The sequence below is a fragment of the Kurthia zopfii genome (assembly GCF_003143955.1).
Taxonomy (GTDB): domain Bacteria; phylum Bacillota; class Bacilli; order Bacillales_A; family Planococcaceae; genus Kurthia; species Kurthia zopfii.
Genome location: NZ_QFVS01000008.1, coordinates 1 through 14,990 on the forward strand (window position 1 = coordinate 1; position 14,990 = coordinate 14,990).

Here is a 14,990-nt window from a genome sequence, read left to right on the forward strand (position 1 = left end):
TTTATTCTATAGGGAAACTCACTTGTTTTCTATTTTTTTGAATAAAAATAACGTTCATGAAGTTTCCGCACCGATCTGATTAGAGATCGGTGCTTTTTTCTTCACCAACGTTATTTATTGTAGAACCATTATTTCGTATAATCGCCATCTATTTGGCGATTATTTTTTTTGTGCATGATATGATAGTTCAGAGGTGGAATAATGGAATATATTAAAGTCATCGCTTTATTTCTATTCATTTTTTTCTTGATCTTACAAATATGGATGGGCCAAAGAGCAAAAGTAATTGCCTATTTCTTTTTTATCATTTCAGCAGCAATGTATGTGATGAATTTCAAATGGGAACTTTGGCAACAATTCGCAGCAATTATTGGTATTCTAGCGATTGTACTCGGTTCATTGTACTTTGAAATGAAAGTGAAAAATAATGAAGCAACAACTGAAAAACCAGAGAATCAAAAAACATTTTCAGATCGTAATAAACGAAAATAGTATACAAAAAGAGAAGTGATTGCAGCGATGCAAACACTTCTCTTTTTTCATGATTATAACATCATGAGTTCAGACACAATAATACTAACGAGGGCCGCTAAAATCATAGCGAGAGATGAAAAAGTACCTTCTAGTTCACCGAATGTAAATGCAGTAGAAGTACCACAGCCATGCGCGCCCATGCCAAGCATTAATCCGCGAGCTGAAGGGGAGTTTATATGACAGTATTTAATGATATAAGGGCCAACAACACTACCTGCTAAACCAGTAATGATGACAAAAACAGCTGTCATATTAGGTTCGCCACCAATCATTGTTGAAATATCCATAGCAATTGGCGTTGTCACAGAGCGAGGTACAATACTATAAATTGTTTCACTACTCATCCCAAATAGTAATGCTAGCAAATAGGATGAACCAAATGCGATAATGACACCGAATACTAAGCTAAATACGATTGTTGCGGCATATTTTTTGATTAAATGAAAATTTTTATAAATGGGTACTGCGAACGCTACTGTTGCAGGACCTAATAAGTTTGTTAAATATTTCGCTCCATCATTGTAAGTCGCATAATCAACGTTAAAAAGATAAATAATTAAAATAATTGCGAGTGGACTAATAATTAAGGGTGAAAAAATCATGATTGGAATTTTTTTAGAGAGTCGCTTACTTAAGAAATAGATGAAAACAGTTGCGAACAAACACAGACTAGCAGTTAGAACGTGCATTTTGATCAACCTGCTTTCTTTTTTCAAATAATTGAGCGACAGTGCCTGTACATGCCATGACGATAATAGTGCTTAAGAAAATGATGAGAACTAGTTTTATACCTGTAAAACCAAGTATTTCTCGATAATTAATGACGCCAACTGCTGCTGGAATGAAAAATAATAGTAATTCAGCAGTTAAAAAACCAGCTCCAGCTTCAACCCATTCAACCTTGATCAATTTAAAATAGAGTGAAAAAAAGAGTAGGAAAAGTGCAATAATACTACCTGGAATTTTTAAATGCAGGGCGTATGTGATCCATTCACCGATTAGTAAATAGCCATAAATAATAATGATTTGGATAATAATCCGAAATGCTTTCAAATCGTAACCTTCTTCTTTAATAGAATAATCTAATGCTACACCAAAAATGGTTATTCGTAAAATACATATATTTTATAATTTCTATTCCATTTTAGAATCATAAGCATTTAAGAATTCAATAAACTTCTTCGTCGCGTGAGAAACATAACGCTCTTTTTTAACTATAAAGGAGATTTCCCAAGGAATTACAGGATAAACTGGGATCGTCTTTATTTTTTCTTGATTTGCTTTTGCAGCAATTGATTGCGGGAATAGCGCCACTCCTAAGTTATGCTCAACCATTTGACTAATGAAATCCCATTGTGAGCTAATAAATGCGATATCAGGATTAAATCCAGCTTTTTCACATTCTTCAATGATGCGATCATGAATCGTAAAATCATCACTAAATAGAAGCATCTTTTCCTCTTTTAAATCAATCATCGATATATTTTCACGTGCAGCAAGTTCATGGTCCTTATGTACAATCAGATGAACTTGTTCGGTCGTGAATGGAATGAGATCATAATCTTCTTCATGTGCTGGAAGCATGACAAAACCGCCGTCCAAATCACCTTCATACACTTTTTGTTTTACTAAATTTGCGCCAACCTCATCTAGAGTAATTGTAATTTCAGGGTAAAGTTTTTGGAATTCCTTCATTAAAATTGGGAAAAATAAAATACCAATTAGGGGAGGCATACCTAATTTAATTTTACCTTTTTTTAAATCCTCTAAATCTTCTAGAACTAAATGCACTTCGTCAACCATTTGAATAATCTTCAATGCGCGGTCGTAGACAACTTGACCAGCATCCGTTAATACACTCTTTCGTTGAGAACGGTCGATGAGTGTTGTATTTAACTCCGTTTCCAATAGCTTCACCACTTTACTAAGTGTTGGTTGTGTAACGTGGAGTGCTTTTGCGGCTTTTGTGAAACTTTGTTGCCTTGCTACTTCTGTAAAATATATTAATTGCCTAACGTCCATTTCGTACCTCCTAATTAAATCGAACAATTTACTGTTGTCATTGTATCACTTTAACTACAATAAAAGGGAGTAGTATTCTGACAACTTAATGGAATATGACTATGAAAAAATGGCATAAGCGCATGTTTTATCGAAAAAAACGTTTATGAATTTTCAGCCTACAATCGGCGTAGTCATTCATAAACGTGATTTACTTAAATATTTTTGACAGCATTTACAAAGCTTTGAGTAGCAGCTGTTGCATCTTCAGCACTAGCAATTGCAGAAATGATTGATAAACCATCCGCTCCGGCTTGTAATACTTCTGCCGTATGCTCAGCTTGTAATCCACCAATGGCAACAATCGGCATTGCAGGAAAGCGCTGTGAAGCTTCTTTGATCATCTTCGTACCAGAAGGGGGAATTGCATCCGCCTTAGAGCTTGTCGCGTAAACAGGTCCAATACCGACATAATCAACACCTGCTTGAATTGCATTTTGCATTTCCTCCAAATTGTGTACAGATACACCTAAAATCTTCCCTTTGAATTGAGGTCTTATGACTGTTGCATTAAGGTCGCTTTGCCCAACATGTACACCGTCTGCATCTAGTTGTACGGCTAAATCAAAATCATCATTTACAATGAAAGGAACTTTGTATTTTTGACAAAGTGATTGGCATTGTTTAGCAAACTCGACATAAGCATCGCCAGTTAATGCATTTTCACCTTTTTCTCTTAATTGAAATAATGTAATTCCGCCAATTAAAGCTTCTTCTAATACTTCAAGAGGGGGGCGTGATACGTTGTTGCTGCCCATAATAAAGTAAGTTGATAATAGTGTTTTATCCATTGGAAACCATCTCCTTATTCACATGATCATTATAGGCAAAGTGATTTGTCGGGCCGTGGCCATGACCTAAGTTCAAACCATGAGAAATCGCCGCATGAATGTATTTCTTCGCTTCAGAAATGGCGTCTTCAATAGAAAATCCTCTGGCGATAAAAGCTGTAATTGCCGCAGAGAACGTACAGCCAGTGCCATGTGTGTCCTTCGTTGGAAGTCGCTTCGCCGTAAAGTTCAAAGTTGTACCATCTTGGAAGTACACGCGATCAATCGCTTCAGATTCGTCAGATAAATGTCCGCCTTTTAGAATGACTACTTGTGGTCCGAATGAGAGTAGTTTTTGAGCTGCTAATTGTAAATCATCTTCCGATTTGATGGCTATTCCTGAAATCGCTTCTGCTTCAGGAATATTTGGCGTAATGATTGTGGCAATCGGGAATAAATCTTGGATCATCGCATCAATGGCATCTGATTGAAGTAATGTTGCGCCACCTTTGGCAATCATGACTGGATCGATGATTAGAGGAATCTTTGTATCCTTTAGTCGATTCGAAACTTCACGAATAATAGTTGAAGAAAATAACATGCCCGTTTTAATTGCTTTTACATCGAAATCTTCTAAAATAGCATTTATTTGTTTAACAATGAAAGAAGCTTCAACAGGAAATACGTCTTGTACACCTAAAGTATTTTGTGCTGTCAATGCCGTAATTGATGAAGTACCAAAAGTTTTTAATTCTTGAAATGTTTTTAAATCCGCTTGAATGCCAGCGCCACCGCCGGAATCAGAGCCTGCTATTGTCATCGTTACTGAAATCATGATAAAACCTCATTTGCTTTATATTTTAGTTGATTTAATAAATCGGCTTGAAAATCCCCGATTCCTTCACAATTGTTTGCCGCAATTGTCGCGATATTTTTATATTCTTCATGTAGGTGAACGAGTGAATGAAAAACATCCTTACTACTTGCGCAAGCGGCTGTGCAAAGCGCACCTAATAAACAACCCGCACCTGTAATTTCCGTCAATTTCTTAGTACCACCAGGAATTTCAGAAAGCAAGTAACCATTCGTTATATAGTCTGTTTCACCGCTAACACAAACGATTGTGTTGTACTTTAATGCGACATCCATAGCCGTTTTGGGTACAGAAAAATCAATGACACCTGCATCAATGCCATGTGAAACACAATCAATTTGTGCAAGGGATGCAAGTTCACTCGCGTTACATCGAATCGCAGTAAACTGTACTTTTTGAAGTAGGGCATGAATAAATTCCTGTCTAAAAGTTGAAACTCCAATGCCTACAGGATCAAGAACGACCGGCTTATTTAAACTATTTGCTAATTGACCTGCAAAAATCATCGAATGACAGAGCGAATCGCGAATCGTACCAATATTCAATAACAGTGCATCTGTAATCTTTGAAACGTCTGCCATTTCTTCAAAATGCTCTGCCATGATCGGTGAAGCACCAACCGCTAGCAGGCCATTCGCTTGAAAATTCGCAACAACATAATTCGTCATACAATGAATAATTGGCTTTTGATTACGAATTTCTTTCAGTACCATATGTAATTCCTCCCAAATAAGAGAGAACAATAAAAGGATCACCGTATGGAAAGTATATCCGGGTGATCCCTAATACGCTCCCTACGTTAGTCTTAACTAAACAGGTTCAAAGGGTCAGGTTTTAACCTTCTCAACTCAAAAGAGTCCCCCCGCAATGATTATTAAATTAAAAAAACCGTTTCCAATCGTATTAAATATACGAAGAAACAGCTTGTGAAATCACGCTGCTCCCTACGCCAGTATAAACTGACAGGTTCAAAGGGTCAGGTTTTAACCTTCTCAACTCCAAAAGAGTCCCCCTGCAAATAAGTCTGAAGTGAGCATAGCATATTTATTAAAATTTGAACACCTTTTGCTTAATTTCCCTGTAGATTTTACGTTTGATTTTGTATAATGAAGTTGGAGGGGTTATTTTGAAAAATTTATCTTGGTACATATCACTAGCAATTACTTTTGCTGGTTTTACAATTATTAGTCGTTTCTTCACTTTAGAAATAGGGGATTCAGTTGGCAATATAAATCCTGCGTTTATTCCAATTGTATTATTAATTCCGTTTCTACTCTTAAGTTTATTCATTACATTCACTGTTGGATCAACTTATTTTACAAATGCTTCACCCGGCAAACTAGTTGCTGGAATTTTAGTTGCTTTACTAATTTTTGTATTAGCTGGAGGGACTGAATATCAGTTTATAACTGGGGAAATCGAACAATTCGGTGGGATTTGGTCTGCTGAAAACTCGAAAATCTATGGTTTAGGATTTTTAAATGGATTCACAAATGATTGGTATTTTAATGAATCCGTATTTTTAATTTTACATACGACAGCCTTTTTAGTAGGAAGTATGAAAAAGCAAAAAATAGAAGCAGAATAAACGAACGCTGTGACAACTGTTAGGGTGAATGAATTTTGATTTTCAATTTCATTCACCTTTTTTAATTCAGTTCAGATGTAAAGCAATCTTATTGTGTTTGATGGTAATCGGTTTTTGGTTATTCAAAAAACATCCAAAAAACGAAAGAGGAGAAGCCGTGTCAATTCACGATTTCTCCTCTTTTTGTATTATTGATCTTTATTACTCATATATTCAACTAGCGAATCACGAATATCTTCTAACCAACGAAGGTTTTCGTGTAATTGATGATCGGCGTGACGCACGATTAATTGAATATGCTCAACATGAAGTACGCTCGGATTATTACCAGCAGCTAATAAACTATCAATTCGTTTACTCTCTTTTTGGATTGCTTGATCAAGTAAAATAATGACACGATTTAAATCTACAAATTTTAAAAACAATATTGGAATATATAATGAATTCACATTTGATATATTAATATTATTGAAAGTTTTATAGATTAGCTCAACCATATATGCTTTACCGTCCTCAGTAATAGCAAATACAGTTTTTTCGGGTCTATTATCAGTTTGAACAACTTCCTTTTTTTCGATATATCCTTTTTTCTCTAATGAGTCAAAATGATAGTATAATTTACCATCACTCATTTTAAAACTAGGATCAACCCCTACAAATGATTTAAAAAGCTTTTTAATAAAGTAGGGATGGTAATTATTTTCTGATAGAACACCTAAAATAAATAATTGAATTAACATAATGAGACCCCCAAAGAACAGGTTCTACCAAGTTTTAACTTAAAAAAGTTAAGTAGACCATATTATATTACACGAAAACAAGTGCTAAAACTACATATAATGAATTATTTACTATATAAATTGATTATACTATGCATTCTCTGAAGTAATACAATAAAAAGTCATTTACAACTCGCTTGCAACTGCGTTTTGTTATAAAATAAACAGAAGAGATTGGAGCTGAAAAATTTGTCAAAATGGTATTCAATTATACCGAAACATCCATTCTATAGTATTTTAGGATGGATTCTCATATGTTTTGTCCCGTTCTATAGCATTTTTAGAACGCAGGATTACACAACACAAAGTATTGCAGTAGCTGTTCTCGTTACATATTTAATCTGTGTGTATATGGATTTTAAACTACCCGGAGGACTCGGGTATATGTGGCTATCTTTCGAGATGATCATTAACGCCGTCATGTCAGTTTTATATGGTTATTTTTACTTTGCAATTTTCACAGCCTTTTTAATAGGGAGAATTAAAAGTAAAGTAGGCTTTTATATTATGTATGGTCTGCACATTGCTGCAAGCGTTGGTTCAATAATTGGCGGATTCTTTATTGAAACGGATGTCTATATTCAACAAATTCCGTTTATGGTCATTATCGTTTTCGGCGTTATTTTAGCACCATTCTACCTATTTAGCCGAACTCAAAGTGACAAATTAGAAACGAAGCTTAAATCTGCTGAAAATCGCATTTACGAGTTAAGTATCGTGGAAGAACGCCAAAGGATTGCCCGTGATTTACATGATACACTCGGACAAAAACTTAGTATGATTGGTCTAAAACTAGATTTAGCGATTAGATTAGTTGATAAGGACACCGATCAGGCGAAGAAAGAATTAGGTGATATTCGACAAGCCGCAAGTATGGCTTTAAAAGAAGTGCGAGAAATGGTATCAGATATGAAGAAAGTGAAGATTGAGGATGAACTACTTCATGTCCAAGAAATTTTAGAAGTCGCAAACATTGATTTAAAACTAAAAGGTAGTTTAAAATTAGTCGAAGTACCATTGATTTTAGAAAATACACTTAGTATGTGTTTAAAAGAAGTAGTAAATAATATTGTCAAACATAGTGAAGCGAAGAAATGTATCATTAAAATTGAACAATCACCAAAAGAAATTACGATGATTATTTATGATGATGGCAAAGGATTCGACTATTCGACCAATCTACAAGGGAACGGCATAAAAGGAATCGAAGAACGCGTTCAATTCGTAAATGGCTCTGTAGATTTTTCTGACGCGAAAGGAACGACAGTGACGATTAAAGTGCCACTTGTCATCGTTTATAAAGAAAATGAATAAAATATTTTAATATAATATAATAGGAGGAATCGTGTAGTACCGCGATTCCTCCTCACTATTTACTTAGCAAATAGAGATAGTTTTTAAATTCACTAAAACTTTTTGAACTAATACGCGCGTCTATTCTATGTATACGCAATAACAACAGAAGGAGCCCTTTTGTATGACAAAAATATGGAGAAAAATGCAATACGATGAACAACTTGTACAATTTATTCAGCGCTACCAAAACGATTTCTATCGTTTAGCAAACAGTTACTGTAAAAACGAGCAGGATGCACTTGATATCGTTCAAGATAGTATTCAAAAAGCAATGCAATCATATGATCAATTAGAAGAAAAAGAGAAGCTTAAAAGTTGGTTTTACAAAATCGTCGTGCATACTTCACTGGATTTTTTAAGAAAACATAAACGTGTTCATGTTATGGAAGATGAAAAGCTAATGTCGGTGTATGACCATTATGAAGACCATTACGAAAACATAGATTTAGAAAAAGCATTGGATGATTTACCAACACAGTATCGACAAATCATTATCCTAAGATATTTTGAGGATTTAAAAATTGATGATATTGCCTTTATTTTAGAGGAAAATGCCAATACGATTAAAACTAGGTTATACAAAGGTTTAAAGCTATTAAAAGCTGATTTACAAACCGAGGAGGAAAAATAATGAATTTTAAATTAAAAAGAGAACGAATGAAATATAAAAATCAACCAATTCCGAATGACTTGAGGAAGATGGTAGATGAACAACTAGGTTTGAAGAAACGCAAATCAAGAATGCCTTTAATCGCATCAAGTATCGTTGCTGCAGCGGTTCTTATGTTTATGGTAGCAATTAATACAAATACTGCAATGGCTAAAACGATGGCGGATTTACCTGTAATAGGTCATGTATTTAAAGCATTAACTTTCAATATAACAGACGAAAATATGGAAGCGAGCATTACAACGCCGAAAGTTACTAAAATGGAGTCTAAAAAGCTTGAAAGTGAACTAAATAAACAATATGAAGCGGATTCAAAAGCGCTTTATAAAGGCTTTGAAAAACGTATGAATGAGCAATCTGCAAAAGGCCATTATAGTGTACATGCTGATTATAAAGTATTACAAGATAATAAAGATTTATTAGTAATCGAGCGTTCAATTTTAGAGACGGAAGCATCAGGCTACCAACGTTATAAATATGATGTTGTAGATCCGAAAGCGAAAAAACTAATTAAATTACCAATGTTATTCAAAGATCAAAACTATGTATCTGTCATTTCAAAAGAAATCAAAAAACAAATGCTACAAGAAATGAAAGCAACTAAAAACAAAAAAATGTACTTCGTTCTAGGTGCTAATTTACCAGATGAAAAAATCGGTACTCACTTCAAGAAAATTGCGCCAAAACAACAGTTCTACATTAACAAGAAAAACCAACTAGTGATTTCTTTCAACGAATATGAAGTAGCTCCAGGTTACATGGGCGCTGTGAAATTCACAATTCCAACAAAAGTAATCAAAAAAGAACTAGTATCTAATAAATACGTTAAATAATACACATCTCGCTAGTCTATATACAAAAAGAAAAATTAGCTTCTAAAGAAAAAGAGATTGACTTTTTCATATGAAAAACGCTAAAGTAGTGACTAGACCGATTACTATAATTAAGGAGTTTTGGTATGAGTTCTAAAAATCAATCTCGCGAAAAAATCTTAGAAGCCGCCACTCAACTATTTCATTTACAAGGCTATCATGCAACAGGATTAAGCCAAATATTGAAAGTAAGTGGTGCGCCAAAAGGTTCATTATACTATCATTTCCCAGAGGGCAAGGAACAACTTGCACTTGAAGCCATCGAACGATTTGGTAGTATCGTTTCTGCAGAAATTCGCAAACATTTGAATGAAGTCGATGATCCAATCGAAGCTTATGAGAAGCATATATTGCATATTTCTCGTAAATTCGAAGATGTCTCAACTTTACCGAATAATTCGGAAACATTGCCGATCGGATTACTTGCTGCAGAAACAGCTCTAGTTAACGAAAACCTAAGAATTAAATGCGAAGGAGTATTTAATGATTGGGATTCCATCCATAAAGAAAAAATTATGGCCAGCGGGTTTTCTGACGAACAGGCACAATCCATTAGTATTACAATTAACGCGTTAATTGAAGGTGGCATTACGCTTTGTTTAACGACAAAATCTAATAAACCACTATTAGAAATCATCAAAATGATCCCCTTGTTATTTACTAAATAACAAAGGGATCATTTCCCGGCAAAATTTTATATAGACCGGTCTAATAAATCAAAAGAAGAAGGTTTTAATTTGAATCCAAATCAAGTTGTACAAGTTAGAAAACCTAAATTAATGGCGCTAGTACTTATGATTGGTGCATTTATCGGTTTATTTTCAGAAACTGCATTAAATATGGCGCTTACAAATATTATGGAACAATTCTCAATTTCAGCAGCACAAGTACAGTGGTTAACAACTGGCTATTTATTAACGCTAGGCGTATTTGTGCCAATATCAGCATTTCTTATTAAGTGGTTTTCGACCAAAAAACTCGTTTCCGCTGCATTAATATTCTCGATCTTAGGTTCATTAATCGGAGCATTAGCACCTAATTTTGAAATTCTACTAATTGCTCGTATTATTCAAGCATTAGGTACAGGGTTACTATTACCATTACTTATGAACGTCGTACTTCTTATTTTCCCAATCAATAAACGTGGGGTTGTTATGGGATTAATGGGCTTAGTTATTACAACTGCTCCTGCAGTAGGCCCAACAGTTGCAGGGATCATCGTAGACTTGCTCGACTGGTCTTATATTTTCTGGTTAAGTCTTGCACTTTACCTACTATTATTCATTTTCGGCTTAAAACTGATTGAAAACGTAAGTACATTAACAAAACCGAAAATCGATATTTTTTCTATTTTCCTTTCGACAATTGGATTCGGTACTTTAATATTCAGCTTATCTAGTTTAGCGGAAAATGCTTTTGCTACACAGATTGTACTGATTCCATTAATCGTTGGTATATTGGCGATCCTTCTATTCACGATTAGACAATTAAAAATGCCACAACCAATGCTTAACCTTACTGTTTTCAAATACCCGATGTTCACGCTCGGAACATTGCATTTATTTATTGGTATGCTTTTAATCCTTTCAACAGCGATTCTATTGCCAATGTATTTAAAATCTTCATTACTGTACAGTGCAGCAATCGCCGGATTAATTATGCTACCGGGTAGTGCATTAAACGCTGTTTTTGGACCAGTCGTTGGTAAATTATTTGATAAGCTTGGACCAACCCGACTATTACCGATTGGATTCACATTAACAACAATCGGTAGCGTACTCTTTATTTTGACGGTCAAAGAAGATGCATCATTCGCAAGTATCATGCTTTCGAATATGGTCTTTTTCTCTGGTATTGCATTTATCATCATGCCAGCTCAAACAAATGGGATGAATCAACTACCAAGAGAATTATATGCGGATGGTTCAGCAATCGCCAATACTTTACAACAAATTGCCGGGGCAGCTGGTACTGCAGTTGCGATTACTTTATTAATGAAAGGCGAGTCAAACTTCCTGGAGAATAATTTACATGCATCTATTGAACAATCTGTAGCAGCAGGAACAAACTTTGCATTTTACTTCACATTAATCATTTCGGTTATTGGTCTAATTTCATCATTCTTCGTAAAAAAAGTAAAAGTGTAGTGGATCATTTTGCTCCTATGTTACAATAATATCAATATGAACTTAGGAGTATTGCCATGAAAAAAAGATGGACTATATTTGCCCTTATTTTAATCGCAGTAGGGGTCTATGCGTATACAAGTTATACTCAAAATAGTAAAGAAGAGAAAGAAATTGAACAAGTTTTAAATGAAATCAATCAAGTCAATGAAATTGTCATCTCGAACAAAGATCATACAGTTAAACTGAATGGAAAAGATGCTGCTCCTTTTATTGAAAAGAAACCACTCGTCAATATTGCAAAATATGAGCGTAAATACGGCTCTTATTTTGAAAAAGAACCTACTTTTACCATTCAATATAAAATGAACGGTAAAGCTTTATATACAGTTGAATTATTTCAATCGAAAAAAAGCGTTACGAGTTTAGATATTAATCCTTATTTAATAAATGAGCATCTTCTCGTTAAATGGCAAGGGAATCATATACTATTCTCTCAACATGAAAAGATTGAATCTCTAATTGAGTTCTTTCATACGAAAGAGTAATCATTGATTTATGTCATGAATTGTAGTATAATATTTCACATTGAATATTTTTGGAAAAGTAGCCTGCTTATATAGTATTCATGAATTTCTTTAAAATTGAATGAATCAACGGCAGTTATTTACGTTTACATCAAAGGCCCGAAGTTATTCGGCGCCTTTTTTTATTTGACTATAGAAAGAAGAGAAGAAATGTTATTACAAGCAAAAGACGTTAGTAAAAGTTATGGAACGAATAAGATTTTATCAAATATTGACCTGAAAATTGAAGAAGGCGAAAGAATTGGCCTAGTAGGCGTGAATGGCGCCGGAAAATCAACGCTACTAAAAATTATCGCGGGTGAAATCCAACATACGGAGGGAGAATTATATATTAACCGTGATACGAAGATTGGCTACCTACGCCAAAACAGTGGTCTTGTATTAACGAATACGATTGAAGAAGAAATGCGTACAGCTTTCGAAGAGCATATGATTGTTGAAAAACAATTACGTGAACTAGAACTTCAAATGGGTGACGAAGCCGTACTTGCGGATCCCGAGTTATTCGAAAAAGTATTAAACCGCTACACAGAAAAATCAGAATGGTTCGCACAACATGATGGTTACAATATCGATGTGAAAATTGATAGTATTTTACAAGGTATGGGCTTCGGCGATACTTCAAGAGATACAGTCATTGAAAAAATGAGTGGCGGTCAAAAAACGCGTTTAGCTTTAGCTAAAATTCTGTTACAACAACCAAACCTACTTATATTAGATGAACCAACGAACCATCTGGATTTCACAACGCTGACATGGTTAGAAAACTATTTACAGTCTTATCCTGGTGCAATTTTAGTCGTATCACATGACCGCTATTTCTTAGATGCACTCGTAAAAGTTGTCTATGAGATCGAGCGTACAAGAGCGATTCGTTACACAGGGAACTATAGTAAATTTGTTGAGTTAAAAGCTGAAAATCGCGAGCTACAAATGAAGAAATATATTGCACAGCAAACACTAATTGCTGAAATGGAAGACTATGTACGTAGAAATATCGCACGTGCTACTTCTTCTAAAAGTGCAAAAAACAAACAGCATCAGTTAGAGAAATTAGAATTGATTGAAAAACCAGATGAAGATTTAGCACGTTCTAATATGGCATTCACTGCTATACGCGGTTCACATAAGGAAGTATTAAAAGTACGTGATCTTGCTGTGAAAATTAAAGTAGAAGATGAAGAAAAAACATTGCTTCAACAAATTAAATTCGATGTCTTCCGTGGCGATAAAATTGCTTTAATTGGAGCGAATGGTATTGGGAAATCTACTTTAGTTAAAACACTTCTTGGAGAATATGAAAAAGCAGCAGGCGAAATCACTTGGGGTAAACAAGTTGAAATCGGTTACTATGACCAAGAACAACAAAAAATGGATCATACGAAAACAATTCTAGATGAAGTTTGGGGACATTTCCCGAAAGTTGAAGAAGCAAAAGTCCGTGCAGTATTAGGGAACTTCCTTTTCACAGGTGATGATGTTTTCAAAATCATTGGTTCTTTAAGCGGTGGAGAAAAAGCGCGTGTAGCCCTTTCTAAACTAATGTTAAAAGGCGCAAACGTTCTTGTAATGGATGAACCGACGAACCACTTAGACTTATATAGTAAAGATATTTTAGAAGATGCGATTGCCAATTTCGAAGGCACACTAATTTTCATCTCACATGACCGCTACTTCTTAAACAAACTATCTAAACAAGTATTAGAATTAACGCCGACTGGTGCGAATATGCATATCGGCAATTTTGAAGATTACTTACACAGAACGAAGTAATTCTCTATATTAGGAAAGTATTGAATACTTCTTCCAATACGAAGAATATGCTATCATATAGATAATTCGTTTCGAAAGGAAGTTTGTGTTTATGAAATCACCATTTACATTTGATTATTCAGCACCTAAAAATCCTGAACAAGGAAAACTATACCCAGCAGTATTTTTACTTCACGGTATGGGCAGTAACGAGAAGGATCTACCAGGTTTATTAACAGACATTCAAGATGACTGTCATATTTTTAGTTTACAAGGTCCTATTTTACAAGCGCCAGGTTACGCATTTTTCACAGTAGAAGAATTCGGCAAACCGCATCGTAATGTATTTGACCAAATCATTCTTCACATTAAAGACTTTATAGAAGAAGCAATTCACGAATACCCGATTGATGCGACGAAGACATTCCTATTAGGCTTTAGCCAAGGAGCTGTACTTACGCAAACACTTTCACTTGTTCTTGGTACAGAGAAACTTGCTGGGGCAGTTGTTCTTAGCGGTTATTTACCAGGCCATGTAAAAGAGGAGTATAGTAAGCGTTCTGTTGAGCAATTTCCAATGCTTATTACACATGGTAAAATGGACTACGTTCTTCCTTATCAATGGGGAGAAGATAGTAAAGACTTCTTTAAAGAAGAAAAAGCTAATGTTACTTTCATGGCGTTTGAAGATGGCCACGGCGTGACACCTGAAGTACAGCGTGAGATCATCCAATTTTTCAAAACAAATTTCTAAATTGCAAAAGGACTACTTGATAAAAGTAGTTCTTTTTTTATTGACAGAAACTATTCTTTAGCTTAATATTGAAAACAATACTTTTGAACGTTACGAGCAGAAGGCACTGAGAGCAGTGTCAGTCTCGATTTAAAAGCAGAGCTGAGAAATTGTTGAGTAAGAGGAGTAGTATAGTATGAGTAGTGCAGAGAGGTAACGGTTGGTGAGAGTTACTCTACGATTCTATATGAATGGCCTTATGAGAGCATTTACGAAATGATAGTAGTA

At 34.8% G+C, this 14,990-nt stretch carries 17 protein-coding genes, 2 riboswitches and 1 other annotated feature (1 of these 20 running past the window's edge); of the genes, 10 read left to right on the forward strand and 7 right to left on the reverse strand.

Annotated elements, in window-relative coordinates:
* The first annotated feature begins 201 nt into the window (after positions 1-201).
* Positions 202-492, forward strand: coding sequence for a hypothetical protein (locus DF281_RS04565; protein ID WP_109349068.1), 291 nt, complete (start codon positions 202-204; stop codon positions 490-492).
* A gap of 53 nt (positions 493-545) precedes the next feature.
* On the opposite strand, the gene DF281_RS04570 is transcribed toward DF281_RS04565, so the two are convergent.
* From DF281_RS04570 to thiM, 6 genes are all read right to left on the reverse strand, one after another.
* Positions 546-1,223, reverse strand: coding sequence for an LrgB family protein (locus DF281_RS04570; RefSeq protein WP_109349069.1), 678 nt, complete (start codon positions 1,221-1,223; stop codon positions 546-548).
* Entirely contained in the window at positions 1,204-1,587 is a 384-nt protein-coding gene (locus DF281_RS04575; protein ID WP_109349070.1) for a CidA/LrgA family protein, read from the reverse strand. The genes DF281_RS04570 and DF281_RS04575 overlap by 20 nt, the downstream gene beginning before the upstream one ends.
* An 81-nt stretch (positions 1,588-1,668) precedes the next feature.
* A complete protein-coding gene (locus DF281_RS04580; protein WP_109349071.1) occupies positions 1,669-2,556 on the reverse strand; it encodes a LysR family transcriptional regulator in 888 nt (295 codons plus the stop codon).
* 194 nt (positions 2,557-2,750) lie between these two features.
* Entirely contained in the window at positions 2,751-3,386 is a 636-nt protein-coding gene (gene thiE / locus DF281_RS04585) for a thiamine phosphate synthase (protein ID WP_109349072.1), read from the reverse strand.
* Positions 3,379-4,197, reverse strand: a complete 819-nt coding sequence (gene thiD, locus DF281_RS04590; protein ID WP_109349152.1) for a bifunctional hydroxymethylpyrimidine kinase/phosphomethylpyrimidine kinase — start codon at positions 4,195-4,197, stop codon at positions 3,379-3,381. Before thiD ends, thiE begins: the two co-directional genes overlap by 8 nt.
* Positions 4,197-4,952 carry a hydroxyethylthiazole kinase gene (gene thiM, locus DF281_RS04595; RefSeq protein ID WP_109349073.1) on the reverse strand — a complete coding sequence of 252 codons (756 nt, stop codon included), beginning with the start codon at positions 4,950-4,952 and terminating at the stop codon, positions 4,197-4,199. Before thiM ends, thiD begins: the two co-directional genes overlap by 1 nt.
* A 61-nt stretch (positions 4,953-5,013) precedes the next feature.
* Positions 5,014-5,113, reverse strand: a riboswitch (TPP riboswitch).
* 50 nt (positions 5,114-5,163) lie between these two features.
* Positions 5,164-5,263, reverse strand: a riboswitch (TPP riboswitch).
* A gap of 102 nt (positions 5,264-5,365) precedes the next feature.
* Between thiM and DF281_RS04600 the strand changes: the two genes are divergently transcribed.
* A complete protein-coding gene (locus tag DF281_RS04600; RefSeq protein ID WP_109349074.1) occupies positions 5,366-5,827 on the forward strand; it encodes a hypothetical protein in 462 nt (153 codons plus the stop codon).
* Positions 5,828-6,015: 188 nt separating this feature from the next.
* On the opposite strand, the gene DF281_RS04605 is transcribed toward DF281_RS04600, so the two are convergent.
* A complete protein-coding gene (locus DF281_RS04605; RefSeq protein WP_109349075.1) occupies positions 6,016-6,567 on the reverse strand; it encodes a PadR family transcriptional regulator in 552 nt (183 codons plus the stop codon).
* A 228-nt stretch (positions 6,568-6,795) separates the two neighbouring features.
* Between DF281_RS04605 and DF281_RS04610 the strand changes: the two genes are divergently transcribed.
* The 8 genes from DF281_RS04610 to DF281_RS04645 all read left to right on the forward strand — a co-directional run bounded on the left by DF281_RS04610 (position 6,796) and on the right by DF281_RS04645 (position 14,723).
* Entirely contained in the window at positions 6,796-7,920 is a 1,125-nt protein-coding gene (locus DF281_RS04610) for a sensor histidine kinase (RefSeq protein WP_109349076.1), read from the forward strand.
* Positions 7,921-8,083: 163 nt separating this feature from the next.
* Complete coding sequence (locus DF281_RS04615) at positions 8,084-8,593, forward strand: RNA polymerase sigma factor (protein ID WP_370447838.1); 510 nt, start codon at positions 8,084-8,086, stop codon at positions 8,591-8,593.
* A complete protein-coding gene (rsiV, locus tag DF281_RS04620; protein WP_109349077.1) occupies positions 8,593-9,465 on the forward strand; it encodes an anti-sigma-V factor RsiV in 873 nt (290 codons plus the stop codon). Before DF281_RS04615 ends, rsiV begins: the two co-directional genes overlap by 1 nt.
* Before the next feature lie 125 nt (positions 9,466-9,590).
* Positions 9,591-10,172, forward strand: a complete 582-nt coding sequence (locus DF281_RS04625) for a TetR/AcrR family transcriptional regulator (protein WP_109349078.1) — start codon at positions 9,591-9,593, stop codon at positions 10,170-10,172.
* Positions 10,173-10,241: 69 nt separating this feature from the next.
* Positions 10,242-11,651 (forward strand): DHA2 family efflux MFS transporter permease subunit, encoded by a 1,410-nt coding sequence (locus DF281_RS04630; protein WP_240605510.1) that lies wholly within the window; start codon positions 10,242-10,244, stop codon positions 11,649-11,651.
* 56 nt (positions 11,652-11,707) lie between these two features.
* Positions 11,708-12,178, forward strand: a complete 471-nt coding sequence (locus tag DF281_RS04635; protein WP_109349079.1) for a hypothetical protein — start codon at positions 11,708-11,710, stop codon at positions 12,176-12,178.
* A 189-nt stretch (positions 12,179-12,367) separates the two neighbouring features.
* Positions 12,368-13,990 (forward strand): ABC-F family ATP-binding cassette domain-containing protein, encoded by a 1,623-nt coding sequence (locus DF281_RS04640; RefSeq protein WP_109349080.1) that lies wholly within the window; start codon positions 12,368-12,370, stop codon positions 13,988-13,990.
* Between the two features lie 91 nt (positions 13,991-14,081).
* The gene (locus DF281_RS04645) at positions 14,082-14,723 is read left to right on the forward strand and encodes an alpha/beta hydrolase (RefSeq protein ID WP_109349081.1); all 642 of its coding nucleotides are present in this window, start codon (positions 14,082-14,084) and stop codon (positions 14,721-14,723) included.
* A gap of 143 nt (positions 14,724-14,866) precedes the next feature.
* Positions 14,867-14,990 (forward strand) — a binding site (T-box leader) (it continues 89 nt past the right edge of the window).

What these genes read in the sequence shown, in the direction of transcription:
- DF281_RS04615 (WP_370447838.1), top strand. Translation starts at nt 8,084, where the DNA reads ATGACAAAAATATGGAGAAAAATGCAATACGATGAACAACTTGTACAA.
- thiM (WP_109349073.1), bottom strand. Translation starts at nt 4,952, where the DNA reads ATGGTACTGAAAGAAATTCGTAATCAAAAGCCAATTATTCATTGTATG.
- DF281_RS04635 (WP_109349079.1), top strand. Translation starts at nt 11,708, where the DNA reads ATGAAAAAAAGATGGACTATATTTGCCCTTATTTTAATCGCAGTAGGG.
- DF281_RS04625 (WP_109349078.1), top strand. Translation starts at nt 9,591, where the DNA reads ATGAGTTCTAAAAATCAATCTCGCGAAAAAATCTTAGAAGCCGCCACT.
- rsiV (WP_109349077.1), top strand. Translation starts at nt 8,593, where the DNA reads ATGAATTTTAAATTAAAAAGAGAACGAATGAAATATAAAAATCAACCA.
- DF281_RS04645 (WP_109349081.1), top strand. Translation starts at nt 14,082, where the DNA reads ATGAAATCACCATTTACATTTGATTATTCAGCACCTAAAAATCCTGAA.
- DF281_RS04640 (WP_109349080.1), top strand. Translation starts at nt 12,368, where the DNA reads ATGTTATTACAAGCAAAAGACGTTAGTAAAAGTTATGGAACGAATAAG.
- DF281_RS04605 (WP_109349075.1), bottom strand. Translation starts at nt 6,567, where the DNA reads ATGTTAATTCAATTATTTATTTTAGGTGTTCTATCAGAAAATAATTAC.
- DF281_RS04570 (WP_109349069.1), bottom strand. Translation starts at nt 1,223, where the DNA reads ATGCACGTTCTAACTGCTAGTCTGTGTTTGTTCGCAACTGTTTTCATC.
- DF281_RS04565 (WP_109349068.1), top strand. Translation starts at nt 202, where the DNA reads ATGGAATATATTAAAGTCATCGCTTTATTTCTATTCATTTTTTTCTTG.
- thiE (WP_109349072.1), bottom strand. Translation starts at nt 3,386, where the DNA reads ATGGATAAAACACTATTATCAACTTACTTTATTATGGGCAGCAACAAC.
- DF281_RS04580 (WP_109349071.1), bottom strand. Translation starts at nt 2,556, where the DNA reads ATGGACGTTAGGCAATTAATATATTTTACAGAAGTAGCAAGGCAACAA.